Here is a 26,368-nt window from a genome sequence, read left to right as displayed (position 1 = left end):
CTATTGCAAGAGGAAGAGAAAATGACCGTGGATCAAACAGAAACGGAATCTCACGAACAGGCCCCGGCTTTTCAGGACCCCCTTACGCCAGAACCCAGCCAGTTTGTGATTAGCTGTTTTGAATGGGTGGAGTCTTTGGTAACGGCGCTGATTGTTGTGGTGATTATGTTTACCTTTTTGTTCCGCGTGGTCACAGTGGATGGCACCTCGATGCTGCCGAATCTTTACAGCGGGGACAGACTGGTCGTTTCCAGTTATTTTTATCAGCCCAAGCAGGGCGACGTAGTGGTTTTAAAACGAACTGTCGGACTGACCAAGCCCATCGTCAAGCGCGTGATTGCTTTGCCCGGACAAACAATTGATATCGATTACAGCAGCGGAACTGTTTATGTGGACGGGGAAGCGGTAGATGAATCGAATTACATTGAAAATGGAATTACCAATGAACCGATGACCTCTGAACCCTTGCTCACGTTTCCCCAAACTGTTCCGGAAGGGCATATTTTTGTTTTAGGGGATAACCGAAAGGTTTCGGAAGACAGTCGCTTTGAAGCGGTTGGCATGGTGGACGAACGATATATTTTGGGAAAAGCGGAATTAATTTTATTCCCGGTTTCCCGGTTTGGAAGGGTTGGAATATGAGCGAACCACAATCCGTACAATGGTTTCCGGGTCATATGACCAAAACCAAACGACAAATTGAAAAAAGTTTAAAGCTGGTGGATATTGCGGCAGAAATGATTGATGCCCGTATTCCCGAAAGCAGCCGAAACCCCGTTTTAGACAGCCTGATTCAAAACAAGCCTCGTGTTATTTTAATGAATAAGGCTGATTTGGCGGATCCTGCGCAAACAGAGCGTTGGATCCGCTTCTACCAGTCACAGGGGATTTCTGCCATTGCACTGGACAGCAAATCCGGAAAAAATATGAAAGCCTTTTTCCCGCTGGTGAAAGATGTGCTGCAAGAGCGCATTGCCGCCTGGCGTGCAAAGGGGATGATAGGCCGCCCTGTTCGAATTATGGTTGTGGGTGTGCCCAATGTGGGGAAATCCTCCTTTATCAATAAGCTTTCCAAAGGCGGAAAAGCCAATGTAGAGGACAGGCCGGGTGTTACCCGCAACAACCAGTGGTTCACCTTGGGCGGCGGATTTGAGCTTCTCGATACCCCCGGTGTTTTATGGCCCAAATTCGAAGATCCTTTGGTGGGGGAACGGCTGGCTTTTACCGGCGCGGTAAAAGACGACGTGGTGGATATGGAGCGTTTGGCGGCACGCCTTTTAGAGGTGCTCAGTGCAACCTATCCGGCAGATTTAAAAATACGCTATAAAATGCAGGACACCGACCTGACCGGAATGAAAGGTCACGAAATTCTGGAACTGGTGGGGAAAAAGCGCGGAATGCTTATTTCCGGCGGAGAGATTGATACCGAACGGGCAGCGATTACTGTGCTGGATGAATTCAGGGGCTCTAAGTTGGGGCGCGTAACTTTGGAGCAGGTGTCGCTATGACAGATTGGTACGCATGGGAAAAACAGGCGTGGCAGCAGGGGTTTCAGGCGGTTTGCGGCATTGATGAAGCGGGAAGAGGTCCCTTGGCCGGCCCCGTATTTGCCGCGGCTGTTATTCTTCCCAAAGACTGTGAGATTGAAGGGCTGAATGATTCTAAAAAGCTCAGCGAAAAAAAACGGGAGTTTTTGTTTGATCAGATCAAAGAATGTGCTCTTAGTTACTCCATCGCTTTTTCTACCGAACAGGAAATTGATGAAATCAACATTTTGCAGGCAACCTTTCTGGCCATGAATCGGGCAGCGGCCGGCCTTTCAATTCCGGCGGACTGCGCGTTGGTGGATGGCAACCGGGATCCGCTCTTGCCGATTCCCACTACTTTAGTGGTAAAAGGGGACTCGCAAAGCGCCAATATTGCTGCGGCCTCTATTTTAGCAAAAGTCAGCCGTGACCGCTTGATGCTGGAACTGGATGAGTTGTATCCCCAGTATCAGTTCCGAAAACATAAGGGATATGGCACGGCGTTACACAGGGAATTGCTTTTGCAGCATGGTCCTTGTCCGATTCACCGCAAGAGTTTCCTGAAAAAAATTCTGGGGGAGAAAAGCGTTGGATAATCGTTCGGGGAAAATGGGGGAGGAATATACAGCCCGGATCCTGATGGGGAAAGGCTATCAGATTCTTCACCGCAACTACCACAGTCGTTTTGGGGAAATTGACATCATTGCCCAAAACGAACAATTTATTGTATTTGTGGAAGTGAAGACCCGTGCCGAACATTTTTTGGTTCATCCGTTTGAAGCGATTACGGTTTCAAAACAAAATAAGATTCTAAAGACGGCTGCTGCTTATTTGGCCGAGCACCCGACTGCGCTTCAGCCACGATTTGACGCGGCTGCGCTTTTGACGGATTCTTCGGGCAAACAGGTGGTGTCTGTGGAGTATTTAGAAAGTGCTTTTGAAGCGGCAGGAACCTTTCTTTGATCAATTTTTCGATCTAATTTTTTTGATTTTTGCGCTTTATTGCTTTTTGGTGGGAAACTAGCCTGAATTTCTTGAGGTTATTCCGTTTTTTCTCACGGAATTCTCTAATTTTTGCAGAATGTTTTGACACACCAAATAATTTATTATAAAATAGGGCAAGGAATGCATAAAGAGGGGGAATCACCTTGCAGTATAAATGTACCAGAAACCGGACGGAAGCTATTTCTGCCGCCCAGGCGATTGTACAGGGCATCTCTGCAGACGGGGGACTTTTTGTCCCGGAATGCTTGCCTTCGTACAGTATGGAGCAGCTAAAAGAACTGGGTAACAGCAGTTACACTGGTCGTGCAATGCGGATCCTAAAGGATTTTCTTCCGGAATTTTCGGAGGAAGAAATTCGCGAGTGCGTGGAAAGTGCCTATTCTCAAAAGAAATTCCCCGGCGGGGCGGCGCCTTTGGTTCGTCTGCCTGACACCAATATGGCTTTTTTAGAGCTTTGGCATGGCCCGACCTGTGCGTTTAAGGATATGGCTTTGCAGCTTTTGCCGCATCTTTTGACCAAGTCGCTGAAAAAGACCAATTGCGATAAAACCGCGGTGATTTTGGTCGCTACTTCCGGTGATACCGGGAAAGCCGCTTTGGAAGGATTCCGGGATGTGCCCGACACCAAAATTCTGGTTTTTTATCCGGAAAAAGGTGTCAGTGCCATGCAGCAGCGTCAGATGAATACCCAAGAAGGCAATAACGTGAGTGTTTGCGCCATTGAGGGGAATTTTGACGATGCCCAAACCGGTGTAAAGAAGATTTTCACAAACCCTGAAATTAAAAAGGCTTTGGATGAAAACGGCATGCTGTTTTCCAGCGCCAATTCCATCAACTGGGGCAGACTTCTGCCGCAAATCGTCTATTATTTTTCTGCTTACTGCGATGCCGCAGAGCAGGGAATGATTACACTGGGTCAGCCGCTGAACGTGGTGGTGCCCACCGGCAATTTCGGCAATATTCTTGCGGCATATTACGCGAAAAAAATGGGTCTGCCGATTAAAAAGCTGATTTGTGCGTCAAACTCCAATAATGTGCTGACTGAATTTTTAAGTACCGGAGTTTACGATCGCAACCGCACTTTTTATACAACGATTTCCCCTTCTATGGACATTCTGGTGTCCAGCAATCTGGAGCGTTTGCTGTTTGATTTAACCGGCGGCAATTCCGATTTGGTTTCCGGCTGGATGAAAGAACTGAACACCGAAGGACGTTATCAGGTAGGGGAAGAGCTGACGGCTGTTTTAAAAGATCTGTTCTATTCCGGCTCTTGTGATGATGGGAAAACCCGGGAAACCATCGGGAAAATTCTTACAGAAAAGAAGTATCTTTGTGATACTCACACCGCGGTGGCTGCCGATGTATATGCTCAGTATGCAAAGGATACCGGCGATACCGAAACCCCGGCTGTGATTGTGTCCACCGCCAGTCCGTATAAATTTGCAGACAGTGTTTTGGAAGCGGTTGCACCGGGAAACAAGCAGGATGCTGATGACTTTTTGAAAATAGAACAGCTTTCTTCATTAACGGGAACAAAGGCTCCGGCACCGATTGAAGAGCTGAAAGAAAAACAAGTCCGTTTCCAGAACCGCTGCCAGGTGGAAGAAATGCCTAAGGTTGTACTGCGGATGGCTGGTCTATAAGATATCTGGTCAACCAATAGAAACGAGGTAACAAATGGCATTGTATGCAATTGCCGATTTGCATCTGTCCCTTGGCGCAAATAAGCCCATGGATGTTTTTGAAGGCTGGCAGGGCTATGTGGCCAAGCTGGAGCAGCATTGGCACCGCATTGTCAAAGAAGAAGACACGGTGGTGATTGCCGGGGATATTTCTTGGGCGATGAAGCTGGAAGAAACCCAAAAGGATTTTCAGTTTCTCAATTCTTTGCCGGGCAAAAAATTGCTGTTAAAAGGCAATCATGATTATTGGTGGAGCACAAAAAGCAAAATAGACACTTACTTTGCCGCCAATGGTTTTGATTCTTTGCAGATCGTGCATAACAATTCCTATGCCGTTGGCGAATTCGGCGTTTGCGGCACGCGCGGCTGGCTGTATAATGCGGCCAGTGATGAAGATATTAAAATTGTCAAGCGTGAGGTGGGCAGACTAAACGCCTCTATCGATCACGCCTTGGCGCAGGGGCTTGAGCCCATTGTGTTTTTGCATTACCCCCCAGTTTATGACGGGATGGTTTGCAAAGAAATTCTAGAGGTACTCTTAAGCCGGGGAATCCGGAAATGTTATTTTGGACATATTCATGGCACACAAGCGTCTAAGCGGGCAGTTACAGGCGAATATCAGGGCATAGAGCTGCACCTGATTTCGTGTGATTATCTGGGTTTTGCGCCGCTTTGCGTATGTTAAATAAATTATGAACATTTCCCTTTCAATATAGAATATTGGGCCCCGGTATGCTATAATAAATAAGATAATTTGCAATTTGCAGGAGGAAGACAAAATGAGTTTAAAATCGTCCAATCAAGTAGAAACAAACCGCTATCAGCTGGAAGTTGAGGTTGACGCGGATATTTTTGAAAAAGCGGTTAACCAGGCTTTTCATAAACAAGGCAAAAGAATCTCTATCCCGGGCTTCCGTAAGGGAAAAGCCCCGCGCGCTTTTATTGAAAAATATTATGGAGAGCAGTTTTTCTACGAGGACGCTGTAAACGCTGTTTATCCTGCTGCTTTGGATGAAGCTGTGAAAGAAGCGCAGCTGCGGCTGGTAGATGAAAAAATTGATTTTGACGTGGTAAGCATCGGCAAAGAGGGCCTTGTGTTTAAGGCAACTGTTACCACTTGGCCTCAGATTACCATTGAAGATTACAAGGGTCTGGCAGTAACAAAGCAGCCTGTTGTTGTTGCTGACGAAGATGTAGATGCCGAAGTTCAAAAGGTGCAGGAGCGCAACTCCAGAATGATTACAGTCGATGGTCGTCCCGCACAGATGGGTGATGCCGCTGTGATCGATTTTGAAGGCTTTGTGGACGGCGTTGCTTTTGAAGGCGGAAAAGCGGAAAACCACACTTTGGATTTGGGTTCCGGCCAGTTCATCCCGGGCTTTGAAGAGCAGGTCGTTGGTCACAACACCGGTGAAAAATTTGATATTACCGTTACTTTCCCTGAGGATTATCAGGCTTCTACTTTACAGGGAAAAGAAGCAATTTTCAAAATCGAACTGCATGAAATTAAGATGAAAGAGCTGCCGGCAGTGGACGATGATTTCGCCAAAGACGTCAGCGAGTTTGATACACTGGACGCTTACAAAGAGGATATCCGCAGCAAACTGACGGAAGCTCGTGAAAAAGAGTCTCAGGATCTGTTAGAAAGCCAACTCATCGACCTTTTGGTGGAAAGAGTGCAGGGCGAGATTCCGGACGCAATGTATCAGAACAAGATCAACGATGATCTGCGTGATTTTGCCTATCGTTTGCAGTCTCAGGGACTGGATTTCAACACTTACCTGAAGTACACCGGCATGAATGAGAACACCATTCGCGATCATTTCAAACCTCAGGCAGAAAAGCAGGTAAAGGTTCGTTTGGCTCTTGAAAAGATTGCAGAGCTGGAGAAGCTGACTGCTACAGAAAAAGAAGTTGAGGCTGAGTTTGAAAAGTTGGCCAAGAACTACAGCATGGAAGTGGAAAAAGTGAAGAGCTTTATTCCCGCAGCTGACCTTGCACAGGATCTGGCAGTTGAAAAAGCCATTCAGCTGGTTCGCGACAGTGCCAAAGTAGCCGAAGAAAAACCGGCAAAAGAAAAAGCAACCAAGGAAAAGGCAAAAAAAGAGAAGACAGCAGAGGACAAGGAATAATTCGGAGCATTTCTTCTGTTAACAATAGAAGTTCGATGTCCGGTTATTGATAAAACAGCTAATTCCGCCGCCAATTGCCGTGCGAAAAGGCGGCGGAAATCAATCAAAAACACGCATGGAGAAAAGGTGGTTAAGATATGAGTTTAGTCCCTTATGTTATTGAACAAACAAATCGCGGTGAGCGCTCGTACGACATTTTTTCCCGTTTGCTAAATGATAGAATTGTTATGCTGAACGAAGAAGTCAACAATACGACCGCCAGTTTGGTTGTGGCCCAACTTTTATATTTAGAAGGACAGGATCCGTCTAAGGATATCAGCCTTTATATCAACAGTCCGGGCGGTTCGGTAACGGCCGGCCTTGCGATTTATGATACGATGCAATATATCAAATGTGATGTTTCCACAATTTGTATGGGTATGGCCGCCTCCATGGGTGCGTTTTTGCTGGCAGCGGGTGCAAAGGGAAAACGTTTGGCGCTTCCTAACAGCGAGATTATGATTCATCAGCCCAGCGGCGGTGCTCAAGGGCAGGCAACTGATATTATGATCCATGCCGATCATATTATTGCTACAAAAAAGAAACTAAATGAGATTTTAGCCGAGAAAACCGGGCAGCCTATTGAAGTGATTGCGAAGGATACCGAACGCGACAACTTTATGACTGCTGAGCAGGCGGTTGCTTATGGTTTGGTAGATAAAGTGATCGTTAGGAAATAACTTCAATGTTAAGCAGGTGATAATAGAATGCCGAATAACGACGAAACCAAGGAAAGAGAATTGAGCTGCTCCTTTTGCGGAAAACCGCAAAGTCAGGCGCGGCGCCTAATTGCCGGTCCGGGTGTGTATATTTGTGATGAATGCGTGCAGCTTTGCAACTCTATTTTAGAGGACGAATCTCATTTATCCAACCGCAAAAAAACCTATACCGGGGATACAGGCACTGTCCTTTTGAAACCGCAGGAAATTAAAAATCAGCTGGATGAATATGTGATCGGGCAGGAAAACGCGAAAATGGCTCTTTCAGTTGCGGTCTATAATCATTACAAGCGCGTTTATTACGGCAGCGATGAGGTGGAAATTAGCAAAAGCAACGTGCTTCTGCTGGGGCCAACCGGGGTAGGTAAAACTTTGCTTGCCCAGACGCTGGCTAAACTGCTGGATGTACCTTTTGCGATTGCCGATGCCACAACTTTGACAGAGGCCGGCTATGTGGGCGAGGATGTGGAGAATATCCTGCTTCGTCTGATTCAGGCCGCCGATTTTGACATTGAACGTGCCGAAAACGGCATCATCTATATTGATGAGATTGATAAAATTGCCAGAAAGTCCGAGAATCCTTCGATTACCCGCGATGTAAGCGGCGAGGGTGTTCAGCAGGCTTTGCTGAAAATTTTGGAAGGCTCTGTCTGCAATGTTCCGCCTCAGGGCGGCAGAAAACATCCCCAGCAGGAGTTTTTGCAGATCGATACTTCTAATATTTTGTTTATCTGCGGCGGTGCCTTTGATGGGTTGGAAAAAGTGATCGAAAAGAGAACAGCTTCCTCCACTATGGGCTTTGGTGCGGATGTAAAGAGCAAAAAGGAATTGGACACCACGGCATGGATGTCCAGCGTGATTCCTCATGATCTGGTAAAATACGGATTGATTCCAGAGCTGGTGGGCCGTCTGCCGGTCATCACTGCTTTGAATGGACTGGATGAAAGTGCTTTGGTTCGTATTTTGACAGAGCCCAAAAATTCGATTGTCAAGCAATATAAGCATTTGTTCCAGCTGGATAAAGTGGATTTGGAATATCAGCCGGAAGCTCTGAATGAAATCGCAAAGAAAACCATTGAGCGTCAAACCGGCGCTCGTGGACTTCGTTCGATTATGGAAGAGATTCTGACTCCGCTGATGTATAATATTCCTACGGATTATACGGTGGAAAAGGTTGTTATCACACCGGAAACCGTAAGGGACGGCACACCGCCGGAGCTGGTTTACAATGAAAACCGGAAACCGGTTAAAATTAAAATTTCAAATCCAAAAAAGCGCGGGCGCAAGGATACCGCGTCTTAATCCACAGCATAGCTGTTGTTGACAAGGACCATCATATTATCCTTGTTAGCAACAGCTTTTTTCTTCCACATGATTACAACAGGAGTGAAATATGAGCAAAAAAATCGAGCAACAAACAGAACTACAAACCTTGCCGGTTTTGGCATTGCGCGGGCTGGTTTTGTTTCCCGGTATGATACTGCAATTTGATGCGGGAAGAAAAAAATCCATTTTAGCTTTACATGAAGCAATGGAAAAGGATCAGACCATCTTGCTGGTTGCCCAAAAGGATTTGGAAGACAATAATCCAGATTCTGAGCAGATCTTTCAAACCGGTGTTGTAGCAAAAATAAAACAAATCCTGCATCATACGGAGGATGGAGTACGCCTTTTGGCGGAAGGAATGCATCGTGCACGAATTCACCAGGTCATTAGTGAATCTCCATTTTTAATGGTAGAGGCGTCTGCACTGCAAACTACGCCGTACCGCTCTTCTCATAAAACAGAGGCGCTGATTCGTTATACGCAAAATCTGTTTGAAAGATATCTGCAAAACTATAAGCGTATTTCGCCTGACATCGTCATTGGTGTTGTGAAAAATAAAAGCTGCGGTGCGCTGGCGGATTATATTGCCTCCAACGTAATGCTGGATTTTGAGCAAAAACAAGAAATTTTAGAAGAACTGCACCCCGTCAAACGGCTGGAAAAGCTGATTCAGATTCTCGAGCATGAGATTAAGGTTCTGGAAATCGAAAACGAAATCACGGACAAAGCCCGGGATCAGATGAACCAGAACCAGCGCGATTACTTTTTGCGGGAACAGATTAAGGTGATCAATTACGAATTGGGGGAAGATGATAATCCCCAAGAAGAAGCGGAAGAACTGCGGGAAAAAATTCTGAAGCTGGATATTCCGGACAAACAGCGGGAAAAACTGCTGAAGGAATGTGATCGCTTCGCAAAAATGCCTTTTGGTTCTCATGAAGCCAGTGTGGTTCGCAATTATTTAGAAACCTGCATTGAGCTTCCCTGGAACGTTTCTTCTAAAGAAGTGATTGATTTGGCAAAGGCTCAAAAAGTGCTGGATAAGGATCATTATGGCCTGAAAAAAGTCAAAGAACGGATTCTGGAAACGTTGGCAGTTCGCAAGCTGGCCCCGGATATTAACGGCCAGATTGTCTGCCTGGTGGGGCCGCCCGGTGTGGGAAAAACCTCTATTGCCCGATCCATTGCCAAAGCCATTGGACGAAAATATGTGCGTGTTTCTTTGGGCGGTGTTCATGATGAATCTGATATTATGGGGCATCGGCGCACTTATATCGGCTCTATGCCCGGCAGAATTATGGCGGCAGTCAAGCAGGCCGGTACCAATAATCCACTGATTTTATTGGACGAAATTGATAAGCTGGGCAAAAGCTTCCGCGGGGATCCTGCTGCGGCATTGCTGGAAGTTTTAGATGCGGAACAGAACTCTGCTTTCTATGATCATTATATTGATATGCCTTTTGATCTGAGCAAAGTTCTCTTTTTAACCACAGCCAATGATGCCAGTACCATTCCCGGCCCTTTATTGGATCGGATGGACACCATTTTTCTTTCCAGCTATACTCATGAAGAAAAATTCCAAATTGCAGTCAAGCATTTGATTCCCAAGCAGCTAAAGAAACACGGCATCAGTTCACAGAATCTGCGGATAACACCCGCGGCGGTACACGATCTGATTGAAAGCTATACCCGGGAAGCGGGCGTTCGCAGTCTGGAACGCAACATTGCCGCTATCTGCCGAAAAATTGCAAAAAAAATCGTAGCGGAAGAAGTGACAAAAATCACGGTGAAACCCGCCGATTTGGAAGACTTGCTGGGGCCCCGCCGCTTTAAGCCGGAAAACAAAAACAAGTCCGATGAAGTGGGGCTTGTCAATGGATTGGCTTGGACCAGTGTGGGCGGACAGACCATGCCCATTGAAGTCGCAATTATGGACGGCACCGGAAAGCTTCAGCTGACAGGCTCTTTAGGGAATGTAATGAAGGAATCTGCTCAAACGGCCATCAGCTGCATCCGTTCCAAAGCAACACAGCTGGGAATTGATGTTCAGTTTTACAATAAGATGGATATTCACATTCACGTTCCGGAAGGTGCAATCCCGAAAGATGGCCCTTCTGCCGGTATTGCAATGGCCACTGCGATTACTTCTGCTTTAAGCAAAATTCCCATCCGTCACGATGTAGCCATGACCGGTGAAATCACATTGCGGGGCAGGGTGTTGGCGATTGGCGGGCTAAAGGAAAAATCCATGGCCGCATATCGCAATGGAATTCAGACAGTGATCATTCCGGAGGATAACTATTCCGATATTTCGGAGTTTGATGATGTTGTCAAAGAAAACATTCAGTTTATTCCGGTTAAAAAAATCGACGAGGTTCTGGGTCTGGCATTAACACGTAAGCCCCAGCCCGTTCTGGCTCCCAAAGCCGCTTCGGCTCCCATTCCCGCACAAGGGGATCCTATGGGAACACAGCCGCCGCAGCCCGTGGTGTTGGAACAGCCTCAGTGCTAGAGGTGACAAATTGAGATTTGATAATGCTGCTTTTGAATTTGCCGCAGGGCGGGTGGATCAGCTTCCGCCGGACACGCTGCCTGAAATTGTATTTTCTGGCAGATCCAATGTGGGCAAATCCTCTTTGATCAATAAACTGGTCAACCGCAAGGCGTTGGCGCGGGTAAGCGCCACGCCCGGAAAGACCGGTACAATTAATTTTTATCAGCTGGAAAAATGCCGTTTGGTTGACTTGCCGGGTTATGGCTATGCCAAGGTATCCCAGTCAGAGAAACTGCGCTGGGCACATTTGGTGGAAGGATATTTTGCCGCTGGACGAGCCATTCATCTGGTGGTGCAGATTGTGGATATGCGCCATAAACCCACAGCGGATGATATGCATATGATTGAGTTTTTAAGTGAAAGCGGTGTGCCTTTTATTGTTGTCATGACAAAATGTGACAAGCTGAACAAAGGGGAACGGGCCGCTCAGGAACAGCTGTACCAGGAACTGTTTCAAGGGAAGGAACAGATTCGTCGACTTCCGTTTTCTTCGGTGACTGGGGAGGGGCTGGACACGTTGAAGGAATGGATTGCGGCAGCTTGTGCCGCAGAGGGATGACACAGTTATTGGAGGGAGATTTCTAATTTATGTATGTTTCGGACAGCCTGAAGATCAATGAAAAGGGACATTTGACTATTTGCGGATGCGATACGGTGGAGCTTGCAGAGCAGTTTGGTACCCCGCTGTATGTCATGGATGAAAACCAGATTCGCAGCAATTGCCGCAGATATCAAAGTTCTTTTGACAAACATTACAAAGGGCGCGGCATGACCGTTTATGCCAGCAAAGCCTTTAATTGCAAAGAAATCTGCCGTATCATAAACGAAGAAGGTTTGGGGCTGGATGTGGCTTCCGGCGGCGAATTGTACACGGCTGTTCAGGCCGGATTCCCGGCAAACAGAATCCATTTTCATGGCAACAATAAAACGGAGCAGGAAATCCGTTTGGCGCTGGAATATGAGATCGGTCATTTTATCGCAGATAATTTGACGGAACTTCAAACCATTGACCGTCTGGCCAAGGAAGCCGGGAAAAATGCCCATGTCACTTTGCGGATTAAGCCTGGAATTGACGCGCATACTCACAGCTTTATCCAAACCGGACAAATTGACTCCAAATTTGGATTTGCGCTGGAAACCGGAGAAGCCATGAAGGCTATTAAAGCAGCGCTGGAATATCAGAATATCGATTTAAAGGGACTGCACTGCCATATCGGCTCTCAGATTTTTGAAAGTTCCCCCTTTGTGCTTGCTGCGGAGGTGATGCTTCAGCTGATTGCCGATGTAAAGCGGGAAACAGGCGTTGAAATAGAAGAACTGAACCTTGGCGGCGGTTTTGGCATCCACTACACCTCGGAAGATGCTCCTTTGCCTTATGATCAATACATGGAGCTGGTTTCTGCCGCAGTATTTCAAAAATGCGAAGAGCTGGAATTGAAGGTTCCCTTTATTTTTATTGAGCCTGGGCGTTCCATTGTGGGCGAAACCGGCATTACCTTATATGAAATCGGTGCAATTAAGCAGATTCCCAATATCCGTACTTATGTGTCTGTAAACGGCGGTATGGCGGACAACCCCCGTTATATTCTGTATCAGTCCGAATACACCGCACTGATTGCCAACAAAGCCAATCAGCCTGCTGATACCCAGGTGACCATAGCGGGAAAATGCTGCGAAAGCGGCGATTTGATTCAGGAAAACACAATGATTCAGAACCCCCAGATTGGGGATGTTTTGGCGGTGCTTTCCACTGGCGCCTACAATTATTCTATGGCGTCTAATTACAACCGCAATCCCCGCCCGGCCGTTGTGATGGTTAAAGATGGAACTCCCCGGGTCGTGGTGCGGCGCGAGTCCTATGAGGATTTAATTCGAAACGATCTGTAAAGCCGCCCGGCCAATGCGGTTTTGGGCTTTGGCGAACGCGTGGGCGGGAAAGCTTTTCTTGTCCGGGCCGGCCCGATCCATTGGAAAAGGGCGTGCGGTGGCTTTCAGATTACGCAAACCGGTTTTAGTATTATGAAAAAGGATGGAAGACTTATGAATTCTAAAATCAAAGACGACAGCGTAGATCTGCTCTTTCAAGCCGTATTATCCTTAAGGACCCTTGAAGAATGCTACGATTTTTTTGAAGATCTTTGCACTGTACCGGAAATCAAAGCGATGTCACAGCGCCTGACAGTGGCGATGATGCTGCGCAACAAATGCGTTTACAGCGATATCGTTGCCAAAACAGGTGCTTCAACCGCAACCATTAGCCGCGTGAATCGGTCGCTGAATTATGGCTGTGACGGGTATGAAATCGTATTTAAACGCCTGAAGGATGGAGATACTGAAAAATGAGTGGTTACTCCGTTTTTGCGCAATATTATGATGATTTAACCCAGAACGTCAATTACGCGCAGCGTGCCGGTTATTTTTGCGATCTGCTGTCTTATTTAAAGCATCCGGCTGGCCTGGTGCTGGATTTGGCTTGCGGCACCGGCAGCCTGACCATCGAACTGATGAAAAGAGGGCTGGATGTTTATGGGGCAGATGGCTCTTGTGCCATGCTTTCTGCCGCACAGCAAAAGGCCGCCGAAGAGGATCTGAGCATTTTATTTTTGTGCCAATCCATGCAGAAGCTGGATTTGTATGGAACTGTGGATACGGTAATCTGCGCTTTGGACAGCATCAACCACTTAACCTCTGAACAAGAGGTTTTGGCAGCGTTTCGCCGGGTTTCTCTTTTTTTGAATCCCGGCGGATATTTTATCTTTGATATGAACACCTTATATAAACACCGTCATGTCTTGGCAAACCAAACCTTTGTTTATGATACGGAATCGGTGTATTGTGTTTGGCAGAATCATTATGAAGAAAAAACGGATCGCGTAGGGATTTCTTTGGACTTTTTCGGCAAAGAAGGTTCTTTGTATCGAAGAAGTTCCGAGCATTTTTATGAAAGAGCATATTCAACTGAAAAAATTCAGGAACTTCTGTGCACCGCCGGTTTAAAGCCTGTGGCATGCTATGAAGATCTTAGCTTTTTGCCGCCGGGGCCAGACAGTGAACGTGTGGTTATCGTGGCAAAAAAAGAAATCATATAAGAAAAAGGATTTTAATCTATGGACAGAATTATTCGCTGCATTACTTCTGACGGAAGCATTATGGCTTCTGCTGTAGACACAACCGATATTGTATATACCGCTCAAAGCATTCATCACACCAGCGCTGTTACAACGGCGGCTCTGGGGCGTTTGCTGACAGCATCTTCTTTAATGGGCAACATGCTCAAGAAGAAGGATGCGGTGCTGACTTTAAAAGTGAAAGGAAACGGGCCTGCGGGCGCTGTGGTAGCTCTTTCTGACAGTCAGGGCAACTGCCGGGGATATGTGGAGCATCCGGAAGTGGAACTGCCCAAAAAGGCCAACGGAAAGCTGGATGTAGGAACTGCAGTGGGATCCGACGGCCTTTTATGCGTCATGCGTGATTTGGGTGAAGGAGAACCTTATATCGGACAGGTAGAGCTGGCAAGCGGAGAAATTGGGGATGATATCTCTCAATATTATGCTGTCAGCGAACAGATTCCCACGGTGTGCGCAGTGGGTGTGTTATTAGATAAAGAAAACCATCAGGTGCTGCTTTCCGGCGGTATGCTGATTCAGGTGCTGCCCGGCGCAGATGACGCAGCAATTTCCAAATTGGAACAGAATGCTTCTCTGCTTGAGCCGGTGACCACGATGCTGGCAAAGGGAATGAGTATTGAGCAGATGTGCCAGCAGGCCCTTGCCGGGTTTGAGATGGAGATTCTGGATGAATCCCCGGTGAAGTACGTTTGCACCTGCAGCGCTGACCGTGTGGTTCGTGCACTTTCTACTTTGCCCCCGGATGATATTCGCAGCTTAGCTGACGAAACCGGCAAGATGGAAGCGAAGTGCCAATACTGCGCAAAGACCTATACATTCGACCGCCAGCAGCTGGAAGAACTGGCAATTTCTCAGGAAAATAGGGGCTAAAAAAAGAATATCCAAATTTTGAAAAAAAATTGCAAATACCTGTTGACAACTGACACAATATATAGTATTATATAACACGTCGCTGATGCACACCGCACGGCGGCAAGCCGAAATGGGAGTATAGCTCAGCTGGTTAGAGCACCTGCCTTACAAGCAGGGGGTCATAGGTTCGAGTCCTATTACTCCCACCATTACGGCTCGGTAGTTCAGTTGGTTAGAACGCTAGCCTGTCACGCTAGAGGTCGACGGTTCGAACCCGTTCCGAGTCGCCATAATTTGCCTCTGTAGCTCAGTTGGTAGAGCAGGGGACTGAAAATCCCCGTGTCGATGGTTCGATTCCGTCCGGAGGCACCAACAATTGCGGATGTAGCTCATCTGGTAGAGCGCCACCTTGCCAAGGTGGAGGTAGCGAGTTCGAGCCTCGTCATCCGCTCCATATTTTGACTGGGGTAACGCTTATCACTTTAAGCGTTATCTTTGTCAAAAGAATTAAATACGGCGTCATAGCCAAGTGGTAAGGCAAGGGTCTGCAAAACCCTGATTCCCCAGTTCAAATCTGGGTGACGCCTCCAGGAAACCGCAAGCTGTTTAGAGCAGCTGCGGTTTTTTTGTTTTTTCCTATTTTTTTCATTCGTTGTTTTTTTCGAAATGCCTGCATATACTTCTTCAGAGGTGATGACTTTGAAAAAGTATAGACTGCCCATATTGCTGCTTATTTTTTGCTGCATGATGTTTATTCGTCTTACTTATGTGTCCTTAGAAAAAATTGATCAAATGGTTTCTGCTTTGGGCGGCGAATATATGCCCACAATTGTTCTGGATGCCGGTCATGGCGGTGAAGATGGGGGAGCTGTCAGTAAATCCGGAATTATCGAAAAAGATATCAATTTGGCCATTGCACTGAATCTTCGGCAAATGCTGGAACTTTCGGGATTTAACGTGGTAATGATTCGGGATGCTGATGTTTCTGTGGGCGACAATACGTTAGACACCATAAAAGCCCGCAAAACCTCTGATATCCATAATCGGTTGAAGACCATAGAAGAAAACGGAGATTGTGTGTTCCTTAGTATTCACCAAAATCATTTTACCAGCAGCAAGTATTCGGGTGCCCAGATTTTTTATGGAACAGAAAATTCTCATAGTCAGGCACTAGCCGATGTTACCCAAAAAGCTATTTCTGAAATTTTGCAGCCCGATAATCACAGGGAAACCAAACCGGCCCCCGATTCCATTTATCTTTTGAGCCATGCAAAGGTTCCTGCGGTCATCGTGGAATGCGGGTTCTTATCTAATTCCGGTGAGTCCAAAAAGTTAAACCAGCCGGAATATCAACGGCAAATGGCTTTTGCCATTTATCAGGGCTATCTAAATTATTGGAATTCTATGTTAAAAACAGAGGTTTAAAAGTTGTCGGAAAAAGCTTTTCATGCCTAAAAGAACACTGAATCATAGCCGGTGCTTTTGCATCAGCATAGCTTTGCCGCAAAATCACTTTTCGTGCATTATTTATGATATAATAACCTCACGGCATAAACGAAAGCAAAGCTTTCGATGTCTGAGAGAACATTGAATCATAGCTTGCGCTTTCGCACAAGAGCGGCTGCACCGCAAGAACAGTTTTGCTGTTCTATTTATGATATAATAGAAGTATCTAAAACAAAAAGAGCGGGGAAAATAAAATGGCATCAAAAAGCAAATCGGTATTCGTGTGTTCTGACTGCGGCTTTGAATCACCAAAATGGTACGGAAAATGCCCCGGCTGCGGTGAATGGAATACCATGAATGAAGAAATCAAAGAAGCTGCCAAAGCTTCTCAAAAAACGATAACAGCGCACCATTCTATGTCCCGTCCGCTGTCTATTAATGAAATTAATACAGCGGACGAAGAGCGCTATTTTACCGGCCTTTCAGAGCTGGACAGAGTTTTGGGCGGCGGCATTGTGCGCGGTTCTTTAATTTTAATCAGCGGAGATCCCGGCATTGGAAAATCGACGATTCTTCTGCAAATCTGTGAGCATCTGGGAAAAACGCTTCGGATTCTTTATGTATCCGGAGAGGAGTCCAGCCGTCAGATTAAACTGCGGGCCTGTCGTTTGGGTGTGGGCAGCGAAAATTTATTGATTCTGACAGAAACAGACATTCAGCTGGTTACCGAACAAATTCAAGAAATAAAGCCCGATTTGGTGATGATTGATTCCATACAGACCATGAATCATACGGATTTAAGCTCTTCGCCGGGCAGTGTCACACAGGTTCGGGAATGCACCAATCTGGTGATGCGCACAGCAAAATCTTTGGATATTCCCATTATTGTGGTGGGCCATGTAAACAAAGACGGCGCCATTGCCGGCCCCAAGGTGCTGGAACATATTGTGGATGCCGTGCTGTATTTTGAAGGGGACCGCCAGATGTCTTACCGAATTCTGCGGGCTGCCAAAAACCGGTATGGTTCCACCAACGAAATCGGTGTGTTCGATATGGGAGAAAAAGGGCTGTCTCAGGTGGACAACCCTTCCATGGCGTTATTATCCGGACGCCCAAAAAATGTATCCGGTACTTGCGTCACTTGCGTCATGGAGGGAACCCGGCCTATCTTGGCAGAGGTTCAGGGGCTGGCCACAACAACAGGGTTTGGAAACCCCAGGCGAACGGCTACGGGGTTTGATTATAACCGGATGTCTTTGCTGCTGGCTGTTCTGGAAAAGAAGGCTGGATACTATTTTTCTAATTTAGACGCATATGTGAATATTGTGGGCGGGTTGCGGCTGGATGAACCGGCTGCCGATTTGGCCGTTGCCATGGCTTTGATTTCCAGCCTGAAAGATGTGCAAATTGGTGAAAATGTTTTAGTGTTCGGCGAAATTGGTCTGACCGGCGAACTGCGGGCGGTGTCCCATGTGAATGCCAGAATCGCCGAAGCGGAGCATCTGGGGTTTGAAACATGTATTCTGCCTTATCACTGCCTCAAGCAAATCAATACAGAACATCGCAGCATACGGCTCATCGGTGTAAAAAATATCAGAGAAGCATTTGAGGCGGCGGTGGGCTGATTGTTCGGGTTGCGATACGGACAGAATCTGGTTTTCTTTTTCCGGAAGCCTGAATGCGGTGTACACATCCTTGCCCGGTGTCATTGGTCACCATAGTCGGTATTTCCAGGGAACAATAACCTTCTCGTTGATAAATGCAGTCTTCATCACATTGAATGATATTCATGCGTTTCACCTCACAAGTATTTTTTGAATTCCCTGCGTAATTATTCATTGAAAAACTGTTGTTTTCAATTCATAAATTGAGCTTCCCATCACACAATAAGAGCTGATGGGGGGATATGTATGAAGAAATACGCAACATTATTTGGATTGACACTTGTTTTATCTTTGGTTATTGTTCAAGCGGGGAACACCTATAAAAACTCTTTTGTTCCCGTTTCTATTGTAAAGGTGAATCCCATTACAGCAGAAAGTTCGATTTATTGTAACAACGGGACGGTGGAACGGGCGGATTCACAAAATATTTATGTGGCAGCCGGTTCCGTTGCAGAAAAAGTTTATGTTAAAAAAGGGGATAAGGTGAAAGCCGGGCAGCCGCTTCTCTCTATCCTTCCCATATCTAAGACAGTGTTGCAGGATGCTGAAAAAAAGATGGATGACCAAACATATCAGGCATTGCTGAACACTTATTTTAGCCAAATTACCGGTGACAGTGTCCCGGCCTCCATTCCCGGCCTTCCTTCAGCAGCTGCACCCAGCGCCCGGGATAAAGGGGAAGCAGATACTGCGGCAGATTCGGGTGATTTAGAAAGTCAGGAAGTAACTGCTCCTGTGGATGGGGAAGTCATTGCCGTATCGATTATGGAACAGGGCACAGCGGAAGGAAACAAGCCGGTTGTTACCATTGCGGCCTCGCCGGATTTGCAGGTCCGCCTGTCAGTAAACGAATCTCAAATTTCTGATATCAAAATCGGGCAAAAGGCCGTTGTTACCGGTGCAGGTTTTAAAACGGCGTATGAAGGTACGGTAACTTTCATATCCCCTGATGCCAAACAGCAGTATACCACAACCGGAGCATCAGAAACGGTGGTGGAAGTGCTGGTTCGGATCAAAAATCCCAAAAGTGATATCAAACCCGGATTTTCGGCCAAGACAAAAATCATTACAGCAGAGAGCAAGAATGTGTTAATTGCTCCTTATGAGGCTGTGCGTGCCGATGATGACGGAAATGAATACGTTTATCTTTTCAATGGTCGAAAAGCGGTCAAAAAAGCTGTGACTACCCAAAAGGAATTTGAATCCGGTTTTGAAGTTCTATCCGGGTTAGAAGAGCAGGATGCAATTATTTTAAATCCGGATGCTGTCACCGATGGGGCGGCCGTTATTCTTCGCGAGGCGGTGGACCCCGATGATTGATATCTTACGCTCTGCTTTTCAGAATTTGGGGCGCAAAAGACTTCGCACAGCGTTGACTATGATGGGGGTTTCCATTGGGGTGGCCTCTGTCATTTTGATCGGCAATATCAGTCAGTGCGGCACCAATGTATTAAATCAGGAGTTGGACAGTCTGGGGCTAAACGGATTGTCAATCAGCACAATCGGGCAGGCAAAAAACATTTATTTATCCGATTCTGATTTGGATACAGTTCGCCAGTCTGAAAATGTGGATCAGGCTATGCCAGTGATGATGCAGGCCACCGATGTTCAAACTTCTCGAATTATCAGTAAAGCGTTGTTGTGGGGAATTGATTCGGATGCTAATAAAATCATTTCTTTAAACGTGATTTACGGGCGTTCTATTACTACAAAAGATGTAAAGTCGAATTCCAAGGTTTGTATGGTAGACGAAAATTTTTCTCAGAACTCTTATAAAAGAAATAATATTGTCGGAAAAAAAGTATCGATTTTATGCGGCGGAACTTTAGAGGAATTTGAAGTGGTGGGAATTGTGAAAACAGGCAGCGGTCTGCTTCAAAATTTTATCGGTGATTATATTCCCAATTTTGTTTACGTTCCTTATTCCACAATGCAAGAGTTAATGGGCAAGGATACCTTTGACCAAATTGCAGTAAAAGTGAAAGAGGGAACCGATGTGGATCAAACGGGAGAACTGCTGGTACAAGCCTTAAACCGGCGTAACGGAAGCAGCGGTTCCTTCATTTCGAATAATCTGGTCAAGCAAAAGGATAGCCTTGCCAACATTCTGGACATTATCACTTTGATTTTGTCGGCAGTGGGGGCTATTTCACTTTTGGTAGCCAGCCTGAGCATTATGACGGTTATGCTGGTTTCGGTTAATGAAAGGACACGGGAAATTGGAATCAAAAAATCCATTGGGGCAAGCCGCAAAGATATTTTATTGGAGTTTTTATTTGAGGCAATTCTGATTACTTTTATTGGATCTGTGCTGGGGGTAATTGCGGGATATGCCGTGTCGTTTTTAGGTGCTTCTTATTTTGGAATAACGTTAGGAATTCGCTTTGACATTATGGTTTTGGCTGTGGGATTTTCTTTTATAACCGGCGTAATCTTCGGGGTATATCCCGCTCTTAAAGCTGCCAGTTTGCGCCCTGTGGATGCATTAAGAATGGAATAAGAGATTCCGTCTGATTTGTATTTTTGATAGATTTTATTTATAGTAAGAATGAGGAAGGAGGGAACGGTTTGGAAAAAAGCATGGCGGTTCAGGAACGCTTTGTCGAAAAGCCAAACCTTCCTTCCGCTTCGGTTACTTTAGTGATGGTATCGGATGCAGAACCGAAAGTAATCGACAATTTGCAGCGGTTAGGGATACGGACTATCGTTTCTAAATTAAATGATAATTTGCCGGGACCGATTGCCGGGCACGCAGATTTGCAGTGCCTGCACTTGGGGAAAGAAAATTGGCTGGTTGCCCGCCCGAATCCATCGCTGCAAGAAAAGCTGGAGCAGGAGGGGGCAACGGTATGTCTTACACAGAACTTATTGGGCAATACATATCCAAAAGATGTTTTATTGAACGTCTTCTTTCTAAAAGAACTGATGTTCGGAAAATCCGAAATTTGGGATCCACAGGTTCAGGAATTTTGTAAAAACCACAAGATAAAAACCATTCCGGTCAATCAAGGATATACCAATTGTTCGGTTGCGGTGGTATCCGAAAGAGCGATTATTACAGCCGATGCAGGAATTGCTCAGGCAGCCAGAAAAAATGGAATTCAAGTGCTGGAAATTCAATCGGGAAATATCCGATTGGATGGATATGACTATGGGTTTATCGGAGGCTGTTGCGGTTTATTGTCCAACGAAATCATTGCTTTTACCGGAAATCTAAACTCACATCCAAATGGCTTTGAAATTCGTGAATTTATTCAGCAGCAGCAAAAACAGATTGTTGAATTATCAAAAGGGGAACTGGTGGATATCGGTGGAATTCTTCCGGTAAAAGAAACCGATCGCTTATCAACAAAAGACTTCTAAATACCAGATAATTGACAACTGAAAAAAAATAATATATAATTAGTCAAAATGAACATTTTGTATAATTCGGGGGACTGAATTCTCAGTTTGGGAAATCGGGGGACTGAATTCTCAGTTTGGGAAAATGGTAAGCATAACATACCCAAAGGATTCTGAATGCATCCCATACAAATGAACGGAGTGATTATCATGGATCCGGTGTTACTAAAAGAATGTCCGCTAGTGATTAGAGAGTTTTTAGGTTACATAGGAACTGTAAAAGGAAAATCAGACCACACTGTGGAGGAATACTTTCGAGACTTGCGAACCTTCTTCCGTTACATAAAAAAGCAGCGCGGCTTGGTACCCGATGACACACCTATGTCTGAAATAGAAATTTCAGATGTGGATTTGGATTTAATTAAAAGCATTAGTCTAACAGATGTCTTTGAATACATGAATTATTTGGCTTCTGAGCGCAAAAACAAAACGGCAACCCGGGCCAGAAAAGCATCTAGCTTACGGGCATTTTACAGTTATTTGACCAATAAGGCCCACAAGCTTTCGGTAAATCCCATGCTGGAACTGGAAACGCCTAAAATTAAAAAATCTTTGCCGAAATACCTGACGTTAGAACAAAGCATGGAACTTTTAAATGTGGTAGACGGCCCGGATAAACAAAGGGATTACTGCATTCTAACCTTATTTCTTAATTGCGGAATGCGGCTTTCTGAATTGGTAGGAATTAATTTAAATGACGTTCGATACCATTCCTCTTCTTTGCGAATTTTAGGAAAGGGAAATAAAGAGCGGGTCGTTTATTTAAATGATGCGTGTATGGATGCAATCCAGCAGTATTTGGAAGTGCGCCCTCACAATAATCTAATTGATAAGGATGCCTTGTTTATCAGCAGGCAAAGGAAACGGCTCAGTCCTAAAACAGTACAGCATCTGGTCAAAAAATATCTGGCCAAAATCGAGTTTGCCGGGCCGGGCTATTCCGTACACAAACTGCGGCATACTGCTGCTACGCTGATGTATCAGCATGGAAACGTGGATATTCGTGTGCTGAAGGATGTTTTGGGGCATGAAAATTTGGGTACCACTGAAATCTATACCCATCTTTCCAGTCAGCAAATGCGGCAGGCAGCGGATGCCAACCCGCTTTCCACAGTGAAGGCAAGGGGAAACCAAAGAATTTCAAAACAGGCGGTAGAGGCAGTCACGAAAACAGAGCCGGATGATGACAATAGTGAAGAAGAGGAAAGCTAAGAAAAGAAACAATAAAAAAAGAGTATCCGATTGTTCGGATACTCTTTTTTTATTACTCGGAATCTTCAAAAATAGATTCATTGTTTAGAAGGCTTTTTTTTACCAGTTTTCCATGATAAAAGACATATTCCGATTGCTGTTCCTCTGCGGGTGTATCCGCACTGCTTTTATCCGGCAGAATTTCTGCCCTCTCCCCTTTGTCGGAACTTTCTCCTGAGTGCTCCAGCACGGGCTTTATCATCAGCTTTTCAATTAAAGGATACACCGTGAAATTAATCAAAAAGGACGTTACGGAAAAAGCCAAAAGCGCCAACCAGATTCCGTTTATCAAAAGAAGCGGCAAAGGCCACATATAATATAGAAAATGGTTCAGGAAAAAAACACCACCGAAAATAACTGTTAGCAAAATGTTGCGCCATAAACCCACAATCGCAAAAATAAAACCATTTTTATAAATCTGCTTTAAATTGAGATCAAAGGTAACAATCATGACCGGAACATAGTACTGAATAAATAAGAAAATAAAAAGAATTGCCACGCTGATTCCAAAAGGAATCATATAGAAAAAGCTCTGTGATGCTGCAAGCGTGTAATAAAACTGAATGCAAAACACAATGATGTTGCCCAGCACATAACATACCATACCGTTTATTGCAAATTGCTTCCAGTTGGCCATAAGAGCATCTTTAAAATCTGACATAAGGAACGCATGTTCTTCTCTGGCATAATTACGGGTAATAAAAGTTAAACCAGCGCAGAAGGGAGTCAATAACACCACAGGCAGATTAATGAAAAAAGCCTGACTGGTAAAACGACTGATGAGATAAATAAAAGCACTCACTGCGATTACCGGAATCAAAAACAAAAGATTTAACTTAACCAGTTCAAAAAATTTTCGGAACAGAAGTTCAAAAAAATGGGACACCGGCGTTTTTTGAGGCGCGTTTTTGCTTACTCCGGGCCCCGGCTTTTGGTAGCCACCAAACAGTGAAAAACCTGCCAAAAATAGTCACTCCTTTGTGTTGCTGCTGTGGCCGGCATTGCCCTTCCCTACCCTGCCCCCAGCTTTGCTTTGGGGTGGCAATGATTATATACCTCTTTAAAATGGTCGTTCATCAGCTGAACATAAACCTGAGTAGAGGAAATGTCGGCATGACCCAACATCATTTGAATATCTTTCAGGCTTGCACCGTTTTCTAACAGGTGCAGCGCAAAAGAATGCCGTAACGTATGGGGAGTGATTTCTTTTGTAATCTTAGCTTGCTCGGCATAGCCTTTGATGATTTTCCAAAAGCCCTGGCGTGTCAGGCGTCTGCCATTTAAATTGGTAAACAGTGCCTGTCCGCCTTCCGGCCCGATCATCATGCCGCGCACCCGGAACAAATAATCCGATACCGCCGCGATGGCCGTGGAATAAATCGGAATCATGCGTTCTGTTTTTCCGTTTCGGTTGCAGCAAAGCATGGCCGTGTGTAAATTGATATCCGTAACATTCAGTTCCACCAGTTCCGATACTCGGATTCCAGTGGCATATAAAAGCTCCAGCATCGCTTTGTCGCGGCAGCCCTTAGCTTCTGAAATATTGGGCTGCGCAAACAAGAGCTCAATTTCTTCTCCGCTTAGGATTTGAGGCAGCTTTTTCTGCGCCTTTTCCAAACGGATAGCTTTCGCCGGATTCTGAAGAGTTTTTCCGTTTAAAATCAGGAACTGATAAAATCCCCGGATGGATGCCATGTTGCGTGTAATGGTTGAAATAGAGCATTGCCGATCCGTTAGGGACTGCACATATTCTTCCATAATGGAAGCAGTTACCTGCTCTGGGCCTTTTAATTTTTTTATGATTACAAAGTCAAGAAAATGATCGATATCCCGTGTATAGGAATCCAAGGTGTTTTGAGATACTGCTTTCTGAAAACGTAAATAGTTCCGATATTCAGAACAATACTCTTTCATATTTATTTCTACCCCCTATTGGCTTTAAAAGGAAAACGCACCGGTAAAACAGACGGTTGTAATCAAATCAATTGCCGCCGCCGCTGCCGAAAGAATTAGGATGGAGCCAAATTGAACCGCATAGGTCTTCACAGAAATCGTTTTTCCATGCTCTCGTCTTAACACTTCAAAAAGGGTCTTTTTTGAGAAAATCATACCTTCCTTCGCCGCAAGAAGGATTGCAATCATAGACAAAAAGGCGCCCGGCAGAACCACCACCGCATTAAATAAAACCCCTTGAAACCCATAAGCCGCATATAAATATCCAGAAGCCAGGCCGAAGCCGAAACCTCTAAACAGAGGAATGAAAGGAAGAACAAACATTCCCCATAAAGACATTCCCAATAAAAAACAGACTGCCACAAAGAAAAAGGCCGAACTCAGCGAAGCAACAAAAACAGAGCCGGAAGACTGCACCGCCCGCGCTTTTACATCGCTGATAAACAAAAGATCCAGCTTCTGCATCACGGAATAGTCTGCACCCCGGGCGAACAATGCGCCAAAGATGGTTCCCACCAGCAAAAGAAGAGCTAAAAATGCCAACACCGGATTTTCTGCTATTGTCCGCGCCATACTTTTAAAATCCAAAAACCGAAGCCGCCCTTCCCTCTCTGGTTTGGCGGGATTTTTGAATCGATGATAAATCGGTATTACTCTTGTCCTTTTCATTTTCATACAATCCTCCCAAGGCGAGATGAGCCTATAGAATTGTATGAATGAAAGAACAGTAATATGATTCGAAATGCAATTCCACTTAATTTGATTATGGTCCAAATACAGTGTTTTGAATCATATTTCTGATAAAAATTTGAATTATTTTCCTAATTCTTCTGCCCGATGAGTGCAAGCCAGCATTGCTTCATCAATAATGCCTTCAAATCCGCGGTTATAAAAAACCTCTAAGGCCTTTAATGTGGTTCCGCCTGGTGAAGATACCATTTTAATCAGTTCTTCCGGCGTGTGGCCGGAATGAAGCAGCATTTCTGCGCTGCCGGATAATGTTTGGCAAAACAAACGCAAGGCCGCATCTTGCGCAATTCCCTGCCGCTCAGCACTTTCTGCCACTGCTTTGGCAAACAGATACACATAGGCCGGGCCGCTGCCATTGACAGAAGTTGCTGTGTTGATTTGACTTTCCTCTAAAATCTCGACCGTGCCGCAGGCCTGAAAAATAGAGTGAACAAAGTCAAAATCCGAATCCGTTACCTTTTGGGAACGGCAAAGGGCGGTGGCTCCCTTCCCCACCAACAGCGGGGTGTTGGGCATCGCACGAATTACCGGGCAATCACAATCCAGCGTACTGGTAATGTAATGGATGGAAATGCCTGCCGCAATGGTAACGAACAGTTTGTCCTGCGTTACCGACTGTTTGGCCGATTCCAAAACCTCTGCGAAATTCTGCGGTTTTACCGCCAAAAAAACGATGTCGGAACCCGACACCAATTCAGAAACGGAGGAGGCTGTCTGCAATCCTTTTGCTTGAAATGTGCTGCGCTTTTCCTCGCTGATATCAAATACTGTCATATCCTGTGCCGGGTGAATCCCCGCCCGAAGAATTCCGTTGATAATAGCACCGGCCATATTACCGGCACCGATAAATCCAACAACCATTTCATTCATTCCTTTTTCATTGAAGTCCAAATCAGGCTTTACAGAGCCATTCCTCATAAACGGCTTTCTTTTCCCAAA

Annotated in this window: 26 protein-coding genes and 5 tRNA genes; 26 read left to right on the top strand and 5 right to left on the bottom strand. The window is 45.5% G+C overall.

Annotated features, from left to right (window positions below):
- The first annotated feature begins 3 nt into the window (after positions 1-3).
- The 22 genes from lepB (at position 4) to radA (ending at position 18,034) form a co-directional block, all read left to right on the top strand.
- Positions 4-642, top strand: coding sequence for a signal peptidase I (gene lepB / locus C1A02_RS08955; protein ID WP_243577973.1), 639 nt, complete (start codon positions 4-6; stop codon positions 640-642).
- On the top strand, positions 639-1,508 hold the full coding sequence (gene ylqF, locus C1A02_RS08950) for a ribosome biogenesis GTPase YlqF (protein ID WP_101697859.1): 870 nt from the start codon (positions 639-641) through the stop codon (positions 1,506-1,508). The genes lepB and ylqF overlap by 4 nt, the downstream gene beginning before the upstream one ends.
- Positions 1,505-2,122: a ribonuclease HII gene (gene rnhB, locus C1A02_RS08945; RefSeq protein WP_101697858.1), complete on the top strand. Its 618-nt coding sequence runs from the start codon at positions 1,505-1,507 to the stop codon at positions 2,120-2,122. The genes ylqF and rnhB overlap by 4 nt, the downstream gene beginning before the upstream one ends.
- On the top strand, positions 2,115-2,489 hold the full coding sequence (locus tag C1A02_RS08940; protein WP_101697857.1) for a YraN family protein: 375 nt from the start codon (positions 2,115-2,117) through the stop codon (positions 2,487-2,489). The genes rnhB and C1A02_RS08940 overlap by 8 nt, the downstream gene beginning before the upstream one ends.
- A 185-nt stretch (positions 2,490-2,674) precedes the next feature.
- Positions 2,675-4,174 carry a threonine synthase gene (gene thrC / locus C1A02_RS08935; RefSeq protein ID WP_101697856.1) on the top strand — a complete coding sequence of 500 codons (1,500 nt, stop codon included), beginning with the start codon at positions 2,675-2,677 and terminating at the stop codon, positions 4,172-4,174.
- A gap of 34 nt (positions 4,175-4,208) precedes the next feature.
- Positions 4,209-4,898, top strand: coding sequence for a metallophosphoesterase (locus C1A02_RS08930; protein ID WP_101697855.1), 690 nt, complete (start codon positions 4,209-4,211; stop codon positions 4,896-4,898).
- Between the two features lie 94 nt (positions 4,899-4,992).
- Complete coding sequence (tig, locus tag C1A02_RS08925) at positions 4,993-6,345, top strand: trigger factor (protein ID WP_101697854.1); 1,353 nt, start codon at positions 4,993-4,995, stop codon at positions 6,343-6,345.
- Between the two features lie 137 nt (positions 6,346-6,482).
- Entirely contained in the window at positions 6,483-7,064 is a 582-nt protein-coding gene (clpP, locus tag C1A02_RS08920; protein WP_101697853.1) for an ATP-dependent Clp endopeptidase proteolytic subunit ClpP, read from the top strand.
- A gap of 27 nt (positions 7,065-7,091) precedes the next feature.
- Positions 7,092-8,405 (top strand): ATP-dependent Clp protease ATP-binding subunit ClpX, encoded by a 1,314-nt coding sequence (clpX, locus tag C1A02_RS08915; RefSeq protein ID WP_101697852.1) that lies wholly within the window; start codon positions 7,092-7,094, stop codon positions 8,403-8,405.
- 91 nt (positions 8,406-8,496) lie between these two features.
- Positions 8,497-10,941 (top strand): endopeptidase La, encoded by a 2,445-nt coding sequence (gene lon / locus C1A02_RS08910; RefSeq protein WP_101697851.1) that lies wholly within the window; start codon positions 8,497-8,499, stop codon positions 10,939-10,941.
- Positions 10,942-10,951: 10 nt separating this feature from the next.
- The gene (gene yihA / locus C1A02_RS08905; RefSeq protein WP_101697850.1) at positions 10,952-11,542 is read left to right on the top strand and encodes a ribosome biogenesis GTP-binding protein YihA/YsxC; all 591 of its coding nucleotides are present in this window, start codon (positions 10,952-10,954) and stop codon (positions 11,540-11,542) included.
- Positions 11,543-11,571: 29 nt separating this feature from the next.
- A complete protein-coding gene (gene lysA / locus C1A02_RS08900) occupies positions 11,572-12,870 on the top strand; it encodes a diaminopimelate decarboxylase (protein ID WP_101697849.1) in 1,299 nt (432 codons plus the stop codon).
- A 153-nt stretch (positions 12,871-13,023) separates the two neighbouring features.
- Complete coding sequence (locus tag C1A02_RS08895) at positions 13,024-13,326, top strand: YerC/YecD family TrpR-related protein (protein WP_101697848.1); 303 nt, start codon at positions 13,024-13,026, stop codon at positions 13,324-13,326.
- Entirely contained in the window at positions 13,323-14,072 is a 750-nt protein-coding gene (locus C1A02_RS08890) for a class I SAM-dependent methyltransferase (RefSeq protein ID WP_101697847.1), read from the top strand. The genes C1A02_RS08895 and C1A02_RS08890 overlap by 4 nt, the downstream gene beginning before the upstream one ends.
- A gap of 18 nt (positions 14,073-14,090) precedes the next feature.
- Positions 14,091-14,981 (top strand): Hsp33 family molecular chaperone HslO, encoded by an 891-nt coding sequence (gene hslO, locus C1A02_RS08885; RefSeq protein ID WP_101697846.1) that lies wholly within the window; start codon positions 14,091-14,093, stop codon positions 14,979-14,981.
- 114 nt (positions 14,982-15,095) lie between these two features.
- Positions 15,096-15,172, top strand: a tRNA-Val gene (locus C1A02_RS08880).
- Positions 15,173-15,176: 4 nt separating this feature from the next.
- A tRNA-Asp gene (locus C1A02_RS08875) sits at positions 15,177-15,253 on the top strand.
- A gap of 6 nt (positions 15,254-15,259) precedes the next feature.
- A tRNA-Phe gene (locus tag C1A02_RS08870) sits at positions 15,260-15,335 on the top strand.
- Between the two features lie 6 nt (positions 15,336-15,341).
- A tRNA-Gly gene (locus tag C1A02_RS08865) sits at positions 15,342-15,417 on the top strand.
- Between the two features lie 61 nt (positions 15,418-15,478).
- Positions 15,479-15,553, top strand: a tRNA-Cys gene (locus tag C1A02_RS08860).
- A gap of 103 nt (positions 15,554-15,656) precedes the next feature.
- Positions 15,657-16,388: an N-acetylmuramoyl-L-alanine amidase gene (locus C1A02_RS08855; RefSeq protein WP_243577972.1), complete on the top strand. Its 732-nt coding sequence runs from the start codon at positions 15,657-15,659 to the stop codon at positions 16,386-16,388.
- A gap of 275 nt (positions 16,389-16,663) precedes the next feature.
- Complete coding sequence (radA, locus tag C1A02_RS08850; protein ID WP_101697844.1) at positions 16,664-18,034, top strand: DNA repair protein RadA; 1,371 nt, start codon at positions 16,664-16,666, stop codon at positions 18,032-18,034.
- Here the strand turns inward: radA and C1A02_RS13330 are convergent.
- Positions 18,003-18,200: a hypothetical protein gene (locus C1A02_RS13330; RefSeq protein ID WP_129588155.1), complete on the bottom strand. Its 198-nt coding sequence runs from the start codon at positions 18,198-18,200 to the stop codon at positions 18,003-18,005. The genes radA and C1A02_RS13330 overlap by 32 nt on opposite strands.
- A 119-nt stretch (positions 18,201-18,319) precedes the next feature.
- Between C1A02_RS13330 and C1A02_RS08845 the strand changes: the two genes are divergently transcribed.
- From C1A02_RS08845 to C1A02_RS08830, 4 genes are all read left to right on the top strand, one after another.
- Positions 18,320-19,393, top strand: a complete 1,074-nt coding sequence (locus tag C1A02_RS08845; RefSeq protein ID WP_101697843.1) for an efflux RND transporter periplasmic adaptor subunit — start codon at positions 18,320-18,322, stop codon at positions 19,391-19,393.
- Positions 19,386-20,573 (top strand): ABC transporter permease, encoded by a 1,188-nt coding sequence (locus C1A02_RS08840; RefSeq protein WP_101697842.1) that lies wholly within the window; start codon positions 19,386-19,388, stop codon positions 20,571-20,573. The genes C1A02_RS08845 and C1A02_RS08840 overlap by 8 nt, the downstream gene beginning before the upstream one ends.
- A gap of 68 nt (positions 20,574-20,641) precedes the next feature.
- Entirely contained in the window at positions 20,642-21,436 is a 795-nt protein-coding gene (locus C1A02_RS08835) for a DUF6873 family GME fold protein (protein ID WP_243577971.1), read from the top strand.
- Positions 21,437-21,625: 189 nt separating this feature from the next.
- Entirely contained in the window at positions 21,626-22,687 is a 1,062-nt protein-coding gene (locus tag C1A02_RS08830; protein ID WP_101697841.1) for a tyrosine recombinase XerC, read from the top strand.
- Positions 22,688-22,739: 52 nt separating this feature from the next.
- On the opposite strand, the gene C1A02_RS08825 is transcribed toward C1A02_RS08830, so the two are convergent.
- The 4 genes from C1A02_RS08825 to proC all read right to left on the bottom strand — a co-directional run bounded on the left by C1A02_RS08825 (position 22,740) and on the right by proC (position 26,347).
- Entirely contained in the window at positions 22,740-23,690 is a 951-nt protein-coding gene (locus C1A02_RS08825; protein WP_101697840.1) for a hypothetical protein, read from the bottom strand.
- 47 nt (positions 23,691-23,737) lie between these two features.
- The gene (locus C1A02_RS08820) at positions 23,738-24,640 is read right to left on the bottom strand and encodes a tyrosine recombinase (protein WP_101697839.1); all 903 of its coding nucleotides are present in this window, start codon (positions 24,638-24,640) and stop codon (positions 23,738-23,740) included.
- A gap of 24 nt (positions 24,641-24,664) precedes the next feature.
- Entirely contained in the window at positions 24,665-25,348 is a 684-nt protein-coding gene (locus C1A02_RS08815; RefSeq protein WP_243577970.1) for a stage II sporulation protein M, read from the bottom strand.
- A gap of 144 nt (positions 25,349-25,492) precedes the next feature.
- Positions 25,493-26,347 (bottom strand): pyrroline-5-carboxylate reductase, encoded by an 855-nt coding sequence (gene proC, locus C1A02_RS08810; protein WP_243577969.1) that lies wholly within the window; start codon positions 26,345-26,347, stop codon positions 25,493-25,495.
- Positions 26,348-26,368: the final 21 nt, after the last annotated feature.

Origin of the sequence: Clostridium minihomine, assembly GCF_900240385.1 — a bacterium.
Taxonomy (GTDB): Bacteria; Bacillota; Clostridia; order Oscillospirales; family Acutalibacteraceae; genus Faecalispora; species Faecalispora minihomine.
Note: the sequence above shows the minus strand (reverse complement) of the source record. Positions and strands in the feature narration are given on the sequence as shown.

Bases quoted from the DNA above. Each gene is read 5' to 3' on its own strand.
- ylqF (WP_101697859.1), top strand. From the start codon at position 639: ATGAGCGAACCACAATCCGTACAATGGTTTCCGGGTCATATGACCAAA.
- rnhB (WP_101697858.1), top strand. From the start codon at position 1,505: ATGACAGATTGGTACGCATGGGAAAAACAGGCGTGGCAGCAGGGGTTT.
- C1A02_RS08930 (WP_101697855.1), top strand. From the start codon at position 4,209: ATGGCATTGTATGCAATTGCCGATTTGCATCTGTCCCTTGGCGCAAAT.
- tig (WP_101697854.1), top strand. From the start codon at position 4,993: ATGAGTTTAAAATCGTCCAATCAAGTAGAAACAAACCGCTATCAGCTG.
- clpP (WP_101697853.1), top strand. From the start codon at position 6,483: ATGAGTTTAGTCCCTTATGTTATTGAACAAACAAATCGCGGTGAGCGC.
- clpX (WP_101697852.1), top strand. From the start codon at position 7,092: ATGCCGAATAACGACGAAACCAAGGAAAGAGAATTGAGCTGCTCCTTT.
- lon (WP_101697851.1), top strand. From the start codon at position 8,497: ATGAGCAAAAAAATCGAGCAACAAACAGAACTACAAACCTTGCCGGTT.
- lysA (WP_101697849.1), top strand. From the start codon at position 11,572: ATGTATGTTTCGGACAGCCTGAAGATCAATGAAAAGGGACATTTGACT.
- C1A02_RS08895 (WP_101697848.1), top strand. From the start codon at position 13,024: ATGAATTCTAAAATCAAAGACGACAGCGTAGATCTGCTCTTTCAAGCC.
- C1A02_RS08890 (WP_101697847.1), top strand. From the start codon at position 13,323: ATGAGTGGTTACTCCGTTTTTGCGCAATATTATGATGATTTAACCCAG.
- hslO (WP_101697846.1), top strand. From the start codon at position 14,091: ATGGACAGAATTATTCGCTGCATTACTTCTGACGGAAGCATTATGGCT.
- C1A02_RS08855 (WP_243577972.1), top strand. From the start codon at position 15,657: ATGACTTTGAAAAAGTATAGACTGCCCATATTGCTGCTTATTTTTTGC.
- radA (WP_101697844.1), top strand. From the start codon at position 16,664: ATGGCATCAAAAAGCAAATCGGTATTCGTGTGTTCTGACTGCGGCTTT.
- C1A02_RS13330 (WP_129588155.1), bottom strand. From the start codon at position 18,200: ATGAATATCATTCAATGTGATGAAGACTGCATTTATCAACGAGAAGGT.
- C1A02_RS08845 (WP_101697843.1), top strand. From the start codon at position 18,320: ATGAAGAAATACGCAACATTATTTGGATTGACACTTGTTTTATCTTTG.
- C1A02_RS08840 (WP_101697842.1), top strand. From the start codon at position 19,386: ATGATTGATATCTTACGCTCTGCTTTTCAGAATTTGGGGCGCAAAAGA.
- C1A02_RS08830 (WP_101697841.1), top strand. From the start codon at position 21,626: ATGGATCCGGTGTTACTAAAAGAATGTCCGCTAGTGATTAGAGAGTTT.
- C1A02_RS08820 (WP_101697839.1), bottom strand. From the start codon at position 24,640: ATGAAAGAGTATTGTTCTGAATATCGGAACTATTTACGTTTTCAGAAA.
- C1A02_RS08815 (WP_243577970.1), bottom strand. From the start codon at position 25,348: ATGAAAAGGACAAGAGTAATACCGATTTATCATCGATTCAAAAATCCC.
- proC (WP_243577969.1), bottom strand. From the start codon at position 26,347: ATGAGGAATGGCTCTGTAAAGCCTGATTTGGACTTCAATGAAAAAGGA.